This is a genomic window from Pseudomonas cichorii, from assembly GCF_019719005.1.
Classification (GTDB): Bacteria; Pseudomonadota; Gammaproteobacteria; order Pseudomonadales; family Pseudomonadaceae; genus Aquipseudomonas; species Aquipseudomonas cichorii_E.
The window spans coordinates 58214-75035 of sequence record NZ_JAIGPJ010000030.1 but is presented as its reverse complement, the minus strand read 5'-3'; the positions used below and the strand labels follow the sequence as shown (position 1 = coordinate 75035).

The 16822-nt window shown below is 59.0% G+C and carries 15 protein-coding genes; 3 read left to right on the top strand and 12 right to left on the bottom strand.

Annotated elements, in window-relative coordinates:
* Positions 1–75 precede the first annotated feature (75 nt).
* The 5 genes from K5D32_RS19640 to K5D32_RS19620 all read right to left on the bottom strand — a co-directional run bounded on the left by K5D32_RS19640 (position 76) and on the right by K5D32_RS19620 (position 5184).
* Positions 76–885: an IclR family transcriptional regulator gene (locus K5D32_RS19640; protein ID WP_221601517.1), complete on the bottom strand. Its 810-nt coding sequence runs from the start codon at positions 883–885 to the stop codon at positions 76–78.
* 65 nt (positions 886–950) lie between these two features.
* On the bottom strand, positions 951–2261 hold the full coding sequence (locus K5D32_RS19635; RefSeq protein WP_221601515.1) for an MFS transporter: 1311 nt from the start codon (positions 2259–2261) through the stop codon (positions 951–953).
* A 93-nt stretch (positions 2262–2354) separates the two neighbouring features.
* The gene (gene dgoD / locus K5D32_RS19630; protein ID WP_221575984.1) at positions 2355–3503 is read right to left on the bottom strand and encodes a galactonate dehydratase; all 1149 of its coding nucleotides are present in this window, start codon (positions 3501–3503) and stop codon (positions 2355–2357) included.
* Positions 3504–3551: 48 nt separating this feature from the next.
* Complete coding sequence (locus K5D32_RS19625) at positions 3552–4178, bottom strand: 2-dehydro-3-deoxy-6-phosphogalactonate aldolase (RefSeq protein ID WP_221575985.1); 627 nt, start codon at positions 4176–4178, stop codon at positions 3552–3554.
* Position 4179: 1 nt separating this feature from the next.
* Positions 4180–5184, bottom strand: a complete 1005-nt coding sequence (locus K5D32_RS19620; protein ID WP_221601513.1) for a 2-dehydro-3-deoxygalactonokinase — start codon at positions 5182–5184, stop codon at positions 4180–4182.
* A gap of 286 nt (positions 5185–5470) precedes the next feature.
* Here K5D32_RS19620 and K5D32_RS19615 point away from each other — a divergent pair, with 286 nt between their 5' ends.
* A complete protein-coding gene (locus K5D32_RS19615) occupies positions 5471–6637 on the top strand; it encodes an acyltransferase (protein ID WP_221601512.1) in 1167 nt (388 codons plus the stop codon).
* 57 nt (positions 6638–6694) lie between these two features.
* Here the strand turns inward: K5D32_RS19615 and asd are convergent, their stop codons facing one another.
* The 5 genes from asd to leuC all read right to left on the bottom strand — a co-directional run bounded on the left by asd (position 6695) and on the right by leuC (position 11957).
* On the bottom strand, positions 6695–7807 hold the full coding sequence (asd, locus tag K5D32_RS19610) for an aspartate-semialdehyde dehydrogenase (protein ID WP_025260656.1): 1113 nt from the start codon (positions 7805–7807) through the stop codon (positions 6695–6697).
* Between the two features lie 75 nt (positions 7808–7882).
* A complete protein-coding gene (gene leuB, locus K5D32_RS19605; protein WP_095066920.1) occupies positions 7883–8965 on the bottom strand; it encodes a 3-isopropylmalate dehydrogenase in 1083 nt (360 codons plus the stop codon).
* A 69-nt stretch (positions 8966–9034) separates the two neighbouring features.
* Positions 9035–9799, bottom strand: a complete 765-nt coding sequence (locus tag K5D32_RS19600; protein ID WP_221601510.1) for a class I SAM-dependent methyltransferase — start codon at positions 9797–9799, stop codon at positions 9035–9037.
* An 81-nt stretch (positions 9800–9880) separates the two neighbouring features.
* A complete protein-coding gene (leuD, locus tag K5D32_RS19595) occupies positions 9881–10522 on the bottom strand; it encodes a 3-isopropylmalate dehydratase small subunit (protein ID WP_221575991.1) in 642 nt (213 codons plus the stop codon).
* 10 nt (positions 10523–10532) lie between these two features.
* Positions 10533–11957, bottom strand: a complete 1425-nt coding sequence (leuC, locus tag K5D32_RS19590; RefSeq protein WP_221540859.1) for a 3-isopropylmalate dehydratase large subunit — start codon at positions 11955–11957, stop codon at positions 10533–10535.
* 149 nt (positions 11958–12106) lie between these two features.
* Here leuC and K5D32_RS19585 point away from each other — a divergent pair, with 149 nt between their 5' ends.
* Both K5D32_RS19585 and K5D32_RS19580 read left to right on the top strand, forming a co-directional pair.
* Entirely contained in the window at positions 12107–12976 is an 870-nt protein-coding gene (locus K5D32_RS19585; RefSeq protein ID WP_025260660.1) for a LysR family transcriptional regulator, read from the top strand.
* A gap of 107 nt (positions 12977–13083) precedes the next feature.
* The gene (locus K5D32_RS19580) at positions 13084–15258 is read left to right on the top strand and encodes a bifunctional diguanylate cyclase/phosphodiesterase (protein WP_221575993.1); all 2175 of its coding nucleotides are present in this window, start codon (positions 13084–13086) and stop codon (positions 15256–15258) included.
* Positions 15259–15297: 39 nt separating this feature from the next.
* On the opposite strand, the gene K5D32_RS19575 is transcribed toward K5D32_RS19580, so the two are convergent.
* Positions 15298–15741, bottom strand: coding sequence for an Hsp20 family protein (locus K5D32_RS19575; protein ID WP_025260662.1), 444 nt, complete (start codon positions 15739–15741; stop codon positions 15298–15300).
* A gap of 111 nt (positions 15742–15852) precedes the next feature.
* On the bottom strand, positions 15853–16812 hold the full coding sequence (locus K5D32_RS19570; protein ID WP_221601508.1) for a tRNA-dihydrouridine synthase: 960 nt from the start codon (positions 16810–16812) through the stop codon (positions 15853–15855).
* Positions 16813–16822 lie beyond the last annotated feature (10 nt).

Sequence of the window (16822 nt, the reverse complement as noted above, 5' to 3'; positions counted from 1 at the left end):
CTGTCGTTGACATCTATAGGATGCCACCGTGGCGCATAGACGCCTCGGCGGGGGCGAGTCCATCTGATTACGCCGTTAGCCACCTAATTCCGCCGAAAGCCTTGCCGCCGCTTGTTTGATAACGGGCACCAAGTCAGTCATCTTCTCAAGCGGCATATACGGTACGGTACTGGCAATACTGATAGCCGCGACAATCTGCTTGCCCGCATCACGAACCGGTGCAGCCACACAGCGAATCGACGGTTCGTTGTCTTCCAGGTCGAACGCATAACCGCCCTGCACGTATTCTTGCCTGCGCTGGCGCAACTGCTCCCAGGTCTGCTGCTCGTGTGTCGGCCATTGTGGGTTCTTTCCTGCAACCGGCAGGCTGATTTCATACAGCCTTTGCCACTCCGACTCCTGACTGTCCAACAACAATGCCTTGCCGATACCCGTGCGCACCAGTGGCATGCGATGCCCTACACGGGAACGCATTTCAGGCCCGTTGCGACCCGGGTTCTTGTGCAGGTAAAGCACCTCGTTCCCGTCGCGAATCGCCAGATGCACGGTATCGCCGGTCAGTTCCGACAGTTCATCCAGATAAGGCCGGGCCAGAATGGCCAGTGGCACTTCTTCACGAGCCTGGAAACCCAGTTCGATCAACTTGGGCCCCAACAGATAACCCACCTGAGGCAAAACCCGCAGATAACGCTCATCCACCAGGCAACTGACCAGTCGATGGGTCGTGCTGCGGGTGGTGCCGATCAGGCTGGAAATCGCTTTCAGGTCACGGGCACCACTGGCCACGGCCTGCACCACGGCCAGACCACGCAACAGGGTCTGGGTACCGGTCGGCGCAGAGTCCTTGCCCGTGGCGTTCACGGGCGAGAGTGGATCATTGTGCATATCAGCCCTTATCAGATCGGAAAGCTGGCGGCATTATCGTCGCCAGCCCTTCTGCATGCCAACCATCACAACTCGATGCGTTCCACCTTGCCCACCAGCAGGATGTAAGACAGCGCGCCAATCAGCGCCAGCACGGCGATGTAGGTGATGGCAGGCGCAAAGGAATCACCCGACGCCAGGAAGCCGATCACGATGGGCGTGGCAATCGCCGCCAGGTTACCGATAAAGTTGAAGGTGCCACCGGTCAGCCCCAGCAGACGAGCCGGCGCCAGTGTCGACACCAGCGACCAGGTGATCGACGCCAGGCCATTGCCGAAGAACGCCAGCGCCAGGAACGCAATCACCAGCGGCGTGGATTCCACGTAGTTGGCACCGATGATCGAGGTGGAAATCAGCAGACCGGCAATGATTGGCAGCTTGCGCGCCAGACCAACACTATGACCGCGACGGATCAGCCAGTCCGAGAAGAACCCCGAGCAGAGCACGCCGACAAAGGCCGCCAGAAACGGCAACGACGCCAGCAGCCCGGACTTGATGAAGTCCATGCCGCGGTACTTGACCAGATAGGTGGGGAACCAGGTCAGGAAGAACCAGAGGGTCGAATTGAGGCAGAACTGCCCCAGATAAATGCCCCACAGCTTGCGCTGGCTCAGCACAACACCCAGGTCCTTCCAACTGAAGCCACGCTTCTGCTTTTCGGTATCGACCTGGATATCCACCAACCCGCCACCTTCGCGGATCAGGTCGATCTCTTCCTTGTTGATGCCTTTGAAATCACGCGGCTCGCGATACACCGCATACCAGATCACGGCCCAGAGTATGCCGACGCCACCGGTGGCGACAAACACCATATGCCAGCCGTAATGCGCCTGCAGCCAGGCCAGTACCGGCGTCAGGAACGCCAGGCCGACAAACTGCCCGGACGTATAGAAACCGATGGCCGTCGCCCGCTCACGCTCGGGAAACCAGGTGGTGACCACGCGACTGTTGATCGGGTAGGCAGGCGCTTCCAGCGCACCCACGGCCATGCGCAGCACGAACAGCGCAATGAAACTCGCGGCAAAGCCCAGCATGACGGTAGCAATCGACCATAGCAGCAACGCGGCGGTGTAGAGGATGCGCGGCGGAACCCGGTCCACCAGCCAGCCGCCAGGAAGCTGCATGGCCGCGTAGGTCCAGCCGAAAGCCGAGAAGATCAGGCCGACATGAACCGGGTCGATGCCCAGCTCGCTGGTCAGGGCCGGTGCGGCGATGGACAGGTTGCTGCGGTCCAGATAGTTGATCACCACCGTGATAAACAGCAGCACCATGATGAAGAAACGCTTGCGAGTAGGCGTGACTAAAGACGCCGCCCCTTCGAGAGTGCGGGTTTGCATGAAGATTGCCCCTTGTTGGATTTATGTGAGGACTGCGTTCTGCAATGCCTGATCGTGCAGCGGCCGAGGGCTGCACGATCATTCAGATCTCCATCACCACTCGGCAAAACTGCCGTCGGCATGACGCCAGATCGGGTTGCGCCAGCGATGGCCGATGGCAGCACGCTCCTTGACGTACTCTTCATTGATCTCGATGCCCAGGCCCGGACCGTTGGGGATCTTCACCATGCCCTTGTCGTAATCGAACACTTCGGGGTGCTTCACGTAATCCAGCAGGTCATTGCTTTCGTTGTAGTGAATGCCCAGGCTCTGCTCTTGAATGAACGCGTTGTAACAAACCGCATCCAGTTGCAGACAAGCCGCCAGCGCAATCGGCCCCAGCGGGCAATGCAGCGCCAGCGCCACATCATAGGCTTCGGCCATATTGGCGATCTTGCGGGTTTCGGTAATGCCGCCTGCGTGAGAGGCATCCGGCTGGATGATATCGACGTAGCCTTCACTCAAAACCCGCTTGAAGTCCCAGCGCGAGAACAGCCGCTCACCCAGGGCAATCGGCGTGCTAGTCAGTGGTGCCAGCTCCTTGAGCGCTTCGTAGTTCTCGCTGAGCACCGGCTCTTCAATGAACATCAGCTTGAAGGGGTCCAGCTCTTTCATCAGCACCTTGGCCATGGGCTTGTGAACCCGGCCATGGAAGTCCACGCCAATGCCGACATTCGGCCCGACCGCGTCGCGTACCGCCGCCACGTTGGCCAGAGCCAGATCGACCTTGTCGAAGGTGTCGAGAAACTGCAGCTCTTCGGTGCCGTTCATTTTCACGGCTGTAAATCCACGCCCCACCGCTTCCTTGGCAGCACGGGCGGTATCGGCTGGCCGGTCGCCGCCGATCCATGAGTAGACGCGGATCTTGTCCCGCACCTGACCGCCCAGCAGATCGCTGACCGAAACACCCAGGGCCTTGCCCTTGATATCCCACAGCGCCTGGTCGATACCGGCCAGCGCACTCATGTGTACCGCGCCGCCGCGATAGAAGCCGCCGCGATACAGCACCGTCCAGATGTCCTCGATATTGCGCGGGTCCTTGCCGATCAGGTAATCGGAAAGCTCCTCCACCGCAGCAGCGACGGTATGGGCGCGACCTTCGACAACCGGCTCGCCCCAGCCGACGATACCGTCATCGGTTTCGACTTTCAGAAAGCACCAGCGTGGCGGAACGATAAAGGTCGTAAGCTTGGTGATTTTCATGTGTGCAATGTCTCTTATAGGTATGGGAAGAAGCGCTGGATGCGCCGGTCAGTTGGAAGTCAGTTCGCGCCAGGCGCTGACATAAGCCTTGGCGCGCTGCTCGACATCCGCCACGCTCATGCCTGGCTTGAACAGCCCGGAACCCAGGCCAAAGCCTTTGACGCCGGCATCGAGGAAGTCCTTCATGTTCTGCGGCGTGATGCCGCCCACCGGCAGCAGCACCGTGCCAGCGGGCAGCACCGCCAGCCAGGCCTTGACCACCGCAGGCGACATCTGCTCGGCGGGGAACAGCTTGAGTACATCGGCACCTTCAGCCAAGGCAGCAAAGGCTTCGGTCGGCGTGGCAACGCCCGGCGACAGGAACAATCCGGCAGCCTTGGCGGCGCGCAAGACCTTGGGGTCGCTGTGGGGCATGACGATAAGCTGACCACCCGCTTCCTTGACCTGATCGACCTGCTCTGGCGTCAGTACGGTTCCGGCACCGATCAGGCAGTCGGCAGGCAGGTACTGGCGTAACAGCGTGATGCTGTCGTAAGGCTGGGGCGAGTTGAGGGGCACCTCGATCACCCGGAAACCGGCCTGATACAAGACCTCACCAATGGCCGGAGCCTCTTCGGGGCGCAGGCCGCGCAGAATCGCGACCAGTCCGTTTTCCTGCAGAGCTTGCTTGAGCATTTCACACCTCATGGGAATCTGTTGAAGGCCCGGACGCGATCAGGCCAGCCTGAACGGCCACCTGCCACAGGCCTCGCTCGGTCGCCTGTGCGGCCGTCGTCACCTGATCGAAACCGCATGCCGCAAGGCCACGTGTGTAACGCGCACAAAGCGACTCGCTACCGATCAGAATCACGGCAGGCAGTGGCTTCAGCGTTTTTTGCTGGATTCGTTTAAGGGCCTCCAGTTCATGGCCGATGAGCAGACCGGACAGATAGTCAGGCTGGGCACTGGCATCGAGCTGGCCGGTCAGCCCCAGGGTCCGGGAACTGAAAATGGTCGACAACAGGCCCGATGCTCCCTCGGACGACAGGGCAATGGACAGCCCGCGATCAAAAGCATGGGTATCGAAGGTTTCGCCGGGGCGCATGGTGCGACCAAGGATGGTGTGCCCGCACAAGGCGGCGAACACCTCGCCGGTCATGAAGGTATCGAAATGGACAATGCAGCCTTCCACCACATGCACCCATTTGGAGTGGCTACCGGGAAGGCCGATCAACAGTGGCCGACGGGTCGCCGACTCGTCGAGGGAAGCCAGTACACCAAGCACTTGGGTTTCTTCGCCGCGCATCACATTGGGCAGGGTCGAGCGCTGCAAGACGCCCGGAATGATATGGATATCGACGCCCCGCAGGCTGCGCACGCTTTGCAGACCTGCGCTCAGCTCACTGACGCTGGCCGGAGTTTCGCGGTACACAGCTTCGCGCCAGCCCTGGGCGCTACCCACCATGCCACAGGCAATCACCGGCAAATCCGGTTGTGCATCGAGCCAGTCACCACAGGCCTGATCGAAAGCCAGTTCAAAGCCATCGCTGCACAAAGTGCCAGCAATCAGCCGCGGCGCATCCGGCAATTGCATGATGCCTGCGCTCAAGGAGCGTTGTTCCAGGACCTGGCCGTGTTCGCCAAGTCGATAAGCACGAAGTGAGGTTGTACCCCAATCGAGCGCGATCAATTGCGCCACCATCGCTTCACCTGTTGTTTTTTTAAAAGTGAGTGCGAGGCGGACTATAAACCCATCGAGCAAAAAATCTCAATATGTAATTAACAATCCCATATATAGGGATTAATTAACGCAATGCCTCACTCAGGAATGGGCTACCTTTGATAAGTCTTTCGCAATCCATCGAACCAAGAGCCCGCTCGGCAGCTTTGCCGCAGTGGTAACGTGCCCGACCTTTCGCTTCCTCCTCCCCCAGCCCCACCCTCCTGCGCCGTTTGCAACCTCATCTCCCTTTAAGGAATTCGACGCCATGAAGCGATTTCTCGTGCTCGACAGCTTTCGCGGGCTTTGTGCCCTTGCGGTGGTGCTGCATCACTTTCATGCAACGCAAAGCGTCACTGAACTGGCGTTTTTCAAGCACGCCAATTACCTGGTGAATTTTTTCTTCGTGCTCAGCGGCTTTGTGCTCTATCACATCTACGCCGACCGACTGGGCAGTGCGGCCCAGCTAAAGCGCTTTGCAATTGCGCGGGTCTGTCGCCTGTACCCGCTGCACCTGGCGACCCTGCTGGCGGCCTTGCTGTTCGAGTTCCTGAAGCTGGCCGCCGAACATCAGGGCATCCTTTTTGCGGCGGGCAGCTTTACCGGCCCACGGGCTGCCGACGAAATCCTGCCCAATCTGTTGCTGCTGCAATCCTGGTGGCCTGGTTTCAACCACTTGTCATTCAACTTCCCGTCCTGGAGCATCAGCGTCGAGTTCTATCTGTACCTGCTCTTCGCCTTGATTGCCGTCGGGCTGCCCGGAAGGTCGCGACAGATATTCGCGGCCATCGCTGTCCTGGCCTTCGTCGCGCTGTACTTCAAGGACACAGTCTTCAACGAAGGCGCCCTGACAGGCCTGGCGTGCTTCTTCAGCGGAGTCATGACTTATCGGCTGTATGCGCGATTCAAAGGGTTTGAGTTCCATAAAGGCTGGGCAACACTGCTGGAGGCACTGGCCCTGCTGACGGTCTATATGGCGATCACCTACAGCGGCCCCTCACAGAATATTTCCCTGAGCCTGTTGTTCTGCGCGGTGATCGGACTGTTTGCCTTCGAGGCAGGCGGGATTTCGAGAGGGCTGTGTGCCCGGCCGCTCAAGTGGGCAGGCACCCTGTCCTTTTCGATCTATATGACGCACACCATCGTACTGTTCTTCGTGACAACGAGCCTGATGCTGTTCGGCAAGATCACCGGGCAGGAGCTGTTGATCGACCTGCCAAGCGAAATTCCCGGCGTTGCCCTGCGCTACATCCATACCCAAAGCATGCTGCTGGACAATCTGATCATTACGGTCAGCGTCGGTATGGTGTTGCTGCTGTCGGTACTGACGCATCGCTACATCGAACTGCCGGGCATTGAGCTGGGCAAGGTCTGGGGTCGCAAAGCCACCGGCATTGCGGGGCCCCGAGCGCAGCACCAGGAAACGGCACCCTGAATCGCAGCCATAAAAAACGCCCCTGAAAAGGGGCGTTTTTTTGACGGCTTCAGCGAATCAACGCTCCAGCAGAATCCGCAGCATGCGACGCAACGGCTCGGCCGCGCCCCACAGCAACTGGTCGCCTACGGTGAAAGCGCCCAGGTATTGCGAACCCATGTTCAGCTTGCGCAGACGACCCACCGGAACGCTCATGGTGCCGGTTACAGCAGTCGGGCTAAGCTCGCGGATGCTGTCTTCGCGATGGTTCGGGACCAGCTTGACCCAAGGGTTGTGCTGGCTGATCAAACCTTCGATGTCCGCAATCGGCACATCCTTGTTCAGCTTGATGGTCAGAGCCTGGCTGTGGCAGCGCATGGCACCGATACGCACGCAGATGCCGTCCACCGGAATCGGGCTCTTGAAGCGACCCAGAATCTTGTTGGTTTCGGCCTGGCCTTTCCACTCTTCGCGGCTCTGGCCGTTCGGCAATTCCTTGTCGATCCAGGGGATCAGGCTGCCTGCCAGTGGCACACCGAAGTTCTCGGTCGGGAAAGCCTCGCCGCGCATGGCTTCAGCAACCTTGCGGTCGATGTCGAGGATGGCGCTGGCCGGGTTGGCCAGGTCATCGGCGACCGACGAATGGACAGTGCCCATCTGCTTGATCAGCTCACGCATGTTCTGCGCGCCGGCACCGGATGCCGCCTGATACGTCATGGCGTTCATCCACTCCACCAGCCCGGCCTCGAACAGACCGCCCAGGCCCATCAGCATCAGGCTGACGGTGCAGTTGCCGCCGATGTAGTTCTTGGTGCCCGCGTCCAGCTGCTGGTCGATGACCTTGCGGTTCACCGGGTCCAGCACGATCACGGCATCGTCCTGCATGCGCAGGCTGGAGGCCGCGTCGATCCAGTAGCCCTGCCAACCGGCTTCACGCAGCTTCGGGAACACCTCATTGGTGTAGTCGCCGCCCTGGCAGGTCAGAACCACGTCGAGGGTTTTCAGTTCTTCGATGCTGTAGGCATCCTTCAGAGGCGCAACATCCTTGCCTACCGACGGAGCCTGGCCACCGACATTGGAGGTAGTGAAGAACACCGGCTCAATGAGATCGAAGTCCTGCTCTTCCCGCATCCGCTGCATGAGCACGGAGCCAACCATGCCACGCCAACCGATCAGACCTACACGTTTCATCGCAACTACACCTTGAATAAAAGTGGGACCGCTGCCGCACATGTGTCATGCACAGCGAGCAGCGGGCCAGAGAGATTACAGATTCCGCAGCGCGGCGACTACTGCGTCGCCCATTTCCTGCGTACCGACCTTCACGTTACCGGCCGACCAGATGTCACCAGTACGCAAGCCCTGATCCAGAACCAGGCTGACAGCCTGTTCAATGGCATCAGCGGCAGCGGTCAGGTTGAAGCTGTAACGCAGCATCATCGACACCGACAGGATGGTCGCCAACGGGTTGGCAATGCCTTGACCGGCAATATCAGGAGCCGAACCGTGGCAAGGCTCGTACATGCCCTTGTTGTGGGCATCCAGCGAGGCCGACGGCAGCATGCCGATGGAACCGGTGAGCATCGAAGCTTCGTCGGAAAGGATATCGCCGAACATGTTGTCGGTCACGATCACGTCGAACTGCTTGGGCGCACGTACCAGTTGCATGGCGGCGTTGTCGACGTACATGTGGCTCAGTTCGACTTCAGGGTAGTCCTTGGCGACCTGCTCCACCACTTCACGCCACAACTGGCTGGAAGCCAGAACGTTGGCCTTGTCCACCGAGCACAGTTTCTTGCCGCGCACCATGGCCATGTCGAAACCGACCCGCGCAATGCGACGAATCTCGCTTTCGCTGTAAGGCAGGGTGTCGTAGGACTGACGCTCGCCGTTTTCCAGCTCGCGGGTGCCACGTGGCGCGCCAAAGTAGATACCGCCGGTCAGCTCACGAACGATGAGAATGTCCAGGCCAGCAACGATTTCCGGCTTCAGGCTCGAAGCATCGGCCAGTTGCGGGTAAAGAATCGCCGGACGCAGGTTACCGAACAGACCCAGTTGCGACCGGATCTTCAGCAGACCGCGCTCAGGGCGAATGTCACGCTCGATCGTGTCCCACTTCGGGCCACCCACGGCACCCAGCAACACCGCATCGGCAGCACGGGCACGGTCCAGGGTTTCGTCAGCCAGCGGCACGCCATGCTTGTCGATGGCGGCACCGCCGATCACGTCGTGGGTCAGCTCGAAGCCCAGTTGATACTTCTCATTGGCCACTTCCAGCACCTTGACCGCTTCGGTCATGATTTCCGGACCAATGCCATCACCTGGGAGAATCAGAATCTGCTTGCTCATAACATCCTCAATTTTGTGCATCGGTGCCTCGAACAGCACCTGTATATAACGCTTGATACGGCAAAAAACTTATCGCTGCGCCCACAACACCAGCACATCCGTGCTGAAGGAGCCATCTTCGGCAACCTCGAAATACTCGCGAACCTCTGCCCCCATTGCCTGCTGCAACTCGCGAATCGCAAAACGCAACGCTTGCGGCGTGCGCATGCGCTCAACCCACGAGTTGAACTCAAGACGCAGACGCTGGCGCGCAAAACTGCGGGTGAACAAACCAGCATCGCTGACCTGATGCAGCCACTCGGCAGCAGAATAATCGCGCACGTGACTTGTATCGCGCAGTACTTCAACCGCTTGCAGGTAAGTGTCGAGCAACGGACTGCCCGGCGACATGACATCAACGAACGCTGCCACGCCACCCGGTTTCAAAACCCGTCGCACTTCACGCAGAGCCAGTGCCAGGTCACCCCAGTGATGGGCCGAGTAACGGCTGAACACAAAGTCGAACTCGCCATCCTCGAATGGCAGGCGTTCAGCCGCACCTTGAACAGTGCGTATGTTGTTCAACCCTTTATCGGCAGCGGCGGCACTTACCACGTCCAGCATCTGCTGCGAGAGGTCGTAAGCTACCACTTCGCCAACAGCGGGGGCGACATTGAAACTGACATGGCCTGCGCCACAGCCCAGATCCAGCACTCGGGCGTTGCTGTGCCCTGCCACTTCAGCCTGTAGCAGCGCGAACTCGGCACCTTGAGCATGTACCGCGCTGCTCAGATAGGCTGAGGCCTGTTCACCGAACTGGCGCTGGACGACTTGAGTGTGGGCGGCATGTGTCATGTCGAGACTCCTGCTGGGGCTTTTCGCGAATGAATTCGCTCCTACAAGGTGTGTGGGAGCGAATTCATTCGCGATCAAATATCAGCCACGAAACAACCACGGCTGGCTGGCGCGGTGCTTGCTCTCGAAAGCGGCGATGGCATCGCTGTCCACCAGGGTCAGGCCGATATCGTCCAGACCGTTGAGCAGGCAGTGTTTGCGAAAGGCGTCGATCTCGAAGCTCAGAACCTTGCCGTCAGGACGGGTCACGGTTTGCGCCTGGAGGTCGATGCTCAGCTGATAACCCTCGCTGGCTTCAACCTGCTGGAACAGTTGATCGACTTCGTCTTCAGCCAGAATGATCGGCAGCAGGCCGTTCTTGAAGCTGTTGTTGAAGAAGATGTCGGCATAGCTCGGCGCGATGATTGCGCAGAAGCCATATTCTTCCAGCGCCCATGGCGCGTGCTCACGGCTGGAGCCGCAGCCGAAGTTCTCGCGGGCCAGCAGCACGCTGGCACCTTGATAACGGGCATGGTTGAGCACGAAATCGGTGTTCAACGGACGCTTGGAGTTGTCCTGATAAGGTTGGCCCACATCCAGGTAACGCCACTCATCGAACAGGTTCGGGCCAAAACCCGTGCGCTTGATCGACTTGAGAAACTGCTTCGGGATGATCTGGTCGGTGTCGACGTTGGCACGATCCAGAGGAGCGACAAGGCCGTTGTGCTGGGTAAACGCTTTCATGCTGGGCTCCTTAGTGCTGGATCAAGTCACGGACATCGATGAAACGACCGTTGACCGCTGCCGCTGCCGCCATCGCCGGGCTGACCAGGTGAGTACGACCACCGGCACCCTGACGACCCTCGAAGTTACGGTTCGAGGTGGAGGCGCAATGCTCGCCGGAACCCAAACGGTCCGGGTTCATGGCCAGACACATCGAGCAACCCGGCTCACGCCATTCAAAACCGGCTTCGATGAAGATCTTGTCCAGACCTTCCTTCTCGGCCTGTTCCTTGATCAGCCCCGAACCCGGAACCACGATGGCCTGCTTGACGGTCGCTGCGACCTTGCGGCCCTTGGCGACATCGGCAGCGGCGCGCAGGTCTTCGATGCGCGAGTTGGTGCAGGAACCGATGAACACGCGATCCAGCTGGATATCGGTGATCGGCTGGTTGGCTTTCAGGCCCATGTACTTCAAGGCACGCTCGATGGAGCCGCGCTTGACCAGATCGGCTTCCTGAGCCGGATCGGGCACGTTCTGATCGACGGCCAGTACCATTTCAGGGGAAGTACCCCAGCTGACCTGCGGCTTGATCTGCGCAGCGTCCAGCTTGACCACGGTGTCAAACACCGCATCCGGGTCGGAAACCAGGTCTTTCCAGGCCTCGACAGCCAGATCCCACTCCGCGCCCTTGGGCGAGAACGGACGACCCTTGACGTATTCGACGGTCTTCTCGTCGGTGGCCACCATGCCGACGCGAGCGCCCGCTTCGATGGACATGTTGCAGATGGTCATGCGGCCTTCGATGGACAGGTCGCGAATCGCGCTGCCGGCGAACTCGATGGCGTAACCGTTACCGCCCGCTGTACCGATCTTGCCGATGACGGCGAGCACGATGTCCTTGGCAGTGACACCTGGCGGCAACTGGCCTTCGACCGACACCAGCATGTTTTTCATTTTCTTGGCGACCAGACACTGGGTCGCAAGCACGTGCTCGACCTCGGAAGTGCCGATACCGTGGGCCAGCGCACCGAATGCACCGTGGGTCGAGGTGTGGGAGTCGCCACAGACGACGCTCATACCCGGCAAGGTAGCGCCCTGCTCCGGGCCGACCACGTGAACAATTCCCTGACGCGGGTCGTTCATCTTGAATTCAGTGATGCCGTATTCGTCGCAGTTGTCGTCCAGGGTCTGGACCTGCAGACGCGAAACTTCGTCTTCGATGGCACCGATACCGCCCTTGCGCTCAGCGGTGGTCGGAACGTTATGGTCCGGGGTCGCAATGATGGAGTCGATGCGCCATGGTTTGCGCCCGGCCAGGCGCAGACCTTCAAAGGCCTGCGGCGAGGTCACTTCATGGATGATATGGCGGTCGATGTAGATCAGCGCCGAACCATCGTCGCGCTGTTTGACCAAATGCGAATCCCAGAGCTTATCGTAGAGCGTTTTGCCGGCCATCGGACGTACTTCCTCATCAGCTTTCTTTCTATGCCTTGGGCAATCGGAAATCGATGACCCCTTGGCTTGTGCGGACAATGCTATGGAATATGCTTAAATAACTCAAATTCATAATTTTTATGCTTTGGATAACCAATTGGAATCCGACCATGGACCTTGCCAATCTCAATGCTTTTATCGCGATTGCTGAAACCGGCAGCTTCTCGGGAGCCGGCGAACAACTGCATCTGACCCAGCCTGCAATCAGCAAACGCATCGCAGGCCTTGAGCAACAATTGAATGTCCGGCTGTTCGATCGCCTGGGCCGGGAAGTCAGCCTGACCGAGGCTGGCCGCGCCCTGCTGCCCCGCGCCTACCAGATTCTCAATGTGCTGGATGACACTCGCCGGGCGCTGACCAACCTCACCGGCGAGGTGACCGGCCGCCTGACGCTGGCCACCAGTCATCACATCGGCCTGCACCGCTTGCCGCCTTTATTAAGGGAGTTCACCCGCGCCTATCCTGAAGTGGCACTGGATATTCAGTTTCTGGATTCGGAAGTGGCGTATGAAGAAATCCTCCATGGCCGCGCAGAACTGGCGGTCATTACCCTCGCGCCTCATCCTCACTCGCTGGTACGCGCCGTGCCGGTCTGGGATGACCCTCTGGATTTCGTCGCAGCCCCGGAACACCCGCTGACCAACAGCGGCCCGATGAAGCTTGAGGACATCGTGCGCTACCCGGCCGTCTTTCCCGGCAGCAACACCTTTACCCATCACATCGTCAGCGGCCTCTGTGAAGCCCAGGGCCTCAAGCCCAATATCGCCATGAGCACCAACTATATGGAAACCATCAAAATGATGGTGTCCATCGGGCTGGCCTGGAGCGTACTGCCACGCACCATGCTCGACGAACAGGTGGCGCGCATTCCATTACCGGGCGTACAACTCAATCGCCAGCTAGGCTACATCCTGCACACAGAGCGGACGCTCTCCAATGCCGCCAAGGCGTTCATGGCGCTCCTCGATGCACAGGCCTGACGACCGGCCGTTTATTTCCAAGACAGAACACCGTAACCCTGATATATGGGTTACGTAATGTAACTCGATCGTTTTACTGGCTTTATTCATTAAAGGCTCGTGATCACATGTCCATCCCAGCAGATAGCTCTTCCCTGCCGCACATCAGTGCGGAACAAACGCTCAAGGAACTGCGCGACCGTCTGGAGATGGCTCTGGGTGCTGCGCAAATGGGAACCTGGGACTGGCACATTCCCAGCGACACCCTGCATGCATCGGTGCAGGCAGCCCAATTGCACGGAATGCCGTCACAGCCATTCAACGACACCCTGCATATCTTTTTCACTGACGTTCCTGCCGAAGAGCGCAACCGCATGCGCCAGGCCTACAACGCCATGCTCGACAGCCAGGACGACAGCTTCCAGATCACTTACCGGCTGCAACTGAAAAATGGCGCGCCCCGCCTGCTGGAAGGCCGCGCCCGTCTGTATCGGGATGAAAACGGCGCGCCCCTCAAGTTATCCGGCACTCTGCTGGATATCACCCAACAGCATGCACGCTCGGCGCTATTGGCCAGCGAAGAGAAATTCGCCAAAGCGTTTCACTCAAGCCCGGACTCGATCACCATTACCGAACTGGAATCCGGCCACTATGTAGAGGTCAATGACGGTTTCTGCCGCCTTACCGGCTTTACCAGCCAGGAAGTATTGGGGCGTACCGCCTATGAGGCCGGGCTCTGGGTAGAACCGGATCAACTCCAGCAACTGATCGGCCAGTTGCGTGATACAGGTCAGATCCACCACCTGGAAATGAACGGGCGTCACAAGAATGGCACCCCTCTCGTTCTCGATGTGTCGGCCGAATGCATCACGCTGGATGCAACCGCTTGCCTGCTGGTGACGGCACGGGACATCAGCCAGTTGAAATACGCTCAGGCTCAGGTCCAGCACCTGGCCTATCACGACCCGCTGACCAACCTTCCCAACCGCGCCATGCTGATGGAAAGGCTCAGCCAGCAACTCACCCAGCTCAAGCAGGACAACCTGCGCGGCGCCCTGCTGTTTCTGGACCTGGACCACTTCAAGCACATCAATGACTCCCTGGGCCATCCGATGGGCGACTGCGTGTTGACCATCGTGACCGCCCGCCTTGAAGCCAGCGTGCGTCTTGAAGATACCGTTGCGCGCCTGGGTGGCGATGAGTTTGTGGTGCTGATTGGCGGCCTTGAAGGTTCGCGGCATGAAGTCGCCACTCAGGTACAGGAACTGGCCGACAACCTGCGCAAATTGCTGGCAGAACCCATGTTCATTGACCGGCAACGCCTGCAAGTGACACCGAGCATCGGTATTGCCCTGATCCCCGATCACGGCTCGAACCCCGCCGACATCCTCAAGCGCGCCGATATTGCGCTGTATCGCGCCAAGGACTCGGGGCGCAATGCCGCACAGCTGTTCCATCGCTCCATGCAGAAAGCCGCCAGCCAGCGCCTGCGCATGGAAAACGACCTGCGCATGGCCCTGACGCGCAACGAACTGCACTTGTACTACCAGGCTCAGGTCAACACTCAGAGCGACAGGATCATTGGTGCAGAAGCCCTGCTGCGCTGGCAGCATCCCGATTACGGCCTGCTGGCACCTACGCAGTTCATTCAGATTCTCGAAGAAAGCGGGATGATTCTGGAAGTTGGCGGCTGGGCCCTTGAAGAAGCCTGCAAAGTGGGAGGCAGGTTATTGCAACAAGGCCTGCTGCCGTTGAACGATTTTTTACTGGCCGTGAATATCAGCCCGCGCCAGTTCCGCCAGACTGACTTCGTCGAGCAAGTGGAAAGCTGCCTGAAGCGTCATCGCCTGCCACCCACCATGCTCAAGCTGGAAATCACCGAAGGCATTGTCATCGAGAACCTGGACGACACCATCGCCAAGATGCTGCGCCTGAAAAAGATCGGCGTCAGCTTTGCCATGGATGATTTCGGCACTGGCTATTCATCGCTGACCTACCTCAAGCGGCTGCCGGTAGATGTCCTGAAGATCGATCAGTCGTTCGTGCATGAGGCCGCTACAGACGCCAATGATGCCGAGATCGTTCGCGCCATCGTTGGCATGGCCAACAGCCTCAACCTCAGCGTCATCGCCGAAGGGGTGGAAACCGTGGAGCAACTGGCGTTTCTCGAACAACTGAATTGCCACACCTATCAAGGCTATCTGTTCAGCGAGCCACTGCCCCATACAGAGTTTGAAGCACTGCTGTGCCTTGAAGGAGGCTTGCCGGAAACCAACGTGCAAACCTTGCTGGCTCAGGAATAGAAAAAAGGAAGGCATCCGTGGATGCCTTCCTGAACGTTATTAATGCTGCAGCACTTTCTGCTGATTGATCGGGATACGCTTTGGCTTGGCCTCTTCCGGCACCAGACGAATCAGATCGATATTCAGCAGGCCGTGGGACAGGCTGGCATTCTTGACTTCGATATGGTCCGCAAGACGGAAGGACAACTTGAACTCGCGACGGGTAATACCCTGATGCAGATAGGTGATGCCTTCGACTTCATCACCCCGCTTGCCGGCACTGACGGTCAGCACGCCATTTTCGATCTGCAGTTCAAAATCTTCTTCCTGCATGCCGGCAGCCGCAATCACGATGCGATAGTGATCATCGGAGTGCTTTTCCACGTTGTAGGGTGGATAGCTGCTGGTTGAATCATTTCGGGCCACCGACTCGAACAAGTCATTGAAGCGGTCGAAGCCCACTGAATGGCGAAAGAGTGGGGCCAAAGAGAATGCAGTTGCCATAATGGTTCTCCTTAATCAGTGAGACGGTAGTCATGCGATCCGTATCCGGTATCGCTTAACCACCAAATTAAGGTCTGACTTGCAGATTTCAAGAGCCGTTTTTCAGGCCATTTACGACCGCTCGTCGGGAGAAAACCCGATCAAGGCACTGATGCGGTCGCAGTCCGTTTCACGGCGCAAGGTATCGAACATGACCACTGCCTCCGGGTAGCTTTTGGTCAGGAGCACCAGCCATTGCTTGAGGCGTCCCGGCGCCTGGATCAGGGTCATCTTGGCCAGGCAATCCTTCCAGAACGTACGCAGCATGGGCTGCAACTCGGCCCAGGTCATCTCGACAACCTCTTCGCCCGCATTCGCCGCAGCGATCTGCCGGGCCAGATCCGGACGTGCCACCAGCCCGCGACCGATCATGATGTCCCGCGCACCGCAGATCTCCTTGCAGCGCCGCCAGTCGTCCACCGTCCAGATCTCGCCATTGGCAACCACCGGAACCTTGACCACTTCCTGAATCCTGGCAATCCACTCCCAATGCGCAGGCGGCTTGTAGCCATCGACCTTGGTCCGGGCATGCACCACGATCCGCTCGGCACCGCCATCCACCAGCGCACGGGCGCAATCCAGGGCGCCGTCGGTATTCTCGTACCCAAGACGCATCTTGGCGGTGACCGGAATGCCCTTGGGCACGGCACGTCGCACATGACTGACGATGGAATGCAGCAGCTCAGGCTCCTTGAGCAGAATCGCACCACCACGGGATCGGTTGACGGTCTTGGCCGGACAGCCGAAGTTCAGATCCAGCACCGGCGCGCCCAACTCACAGGCAAACGCGGCATTTTCTGCCAGACACACCGGGTCCGAACCCAGCAATTGCAGATGCAATGGCACGCCTGCGGCTGTTTTCGCATCAGTGTGCAGCTCGGAAGCCAGCTTGTAGAAATAGGCAGCAGGCATGACCCGCTCGGTCACCCGGATGAACTCGGTCACGCACCAGTCAACGCCGCCGACGCGGGTCAGCACATTACGCAGGATGTCGTCGACCAACCCCTCCATGGGCGCCAGAGCAATTTGCATGGGTCACACT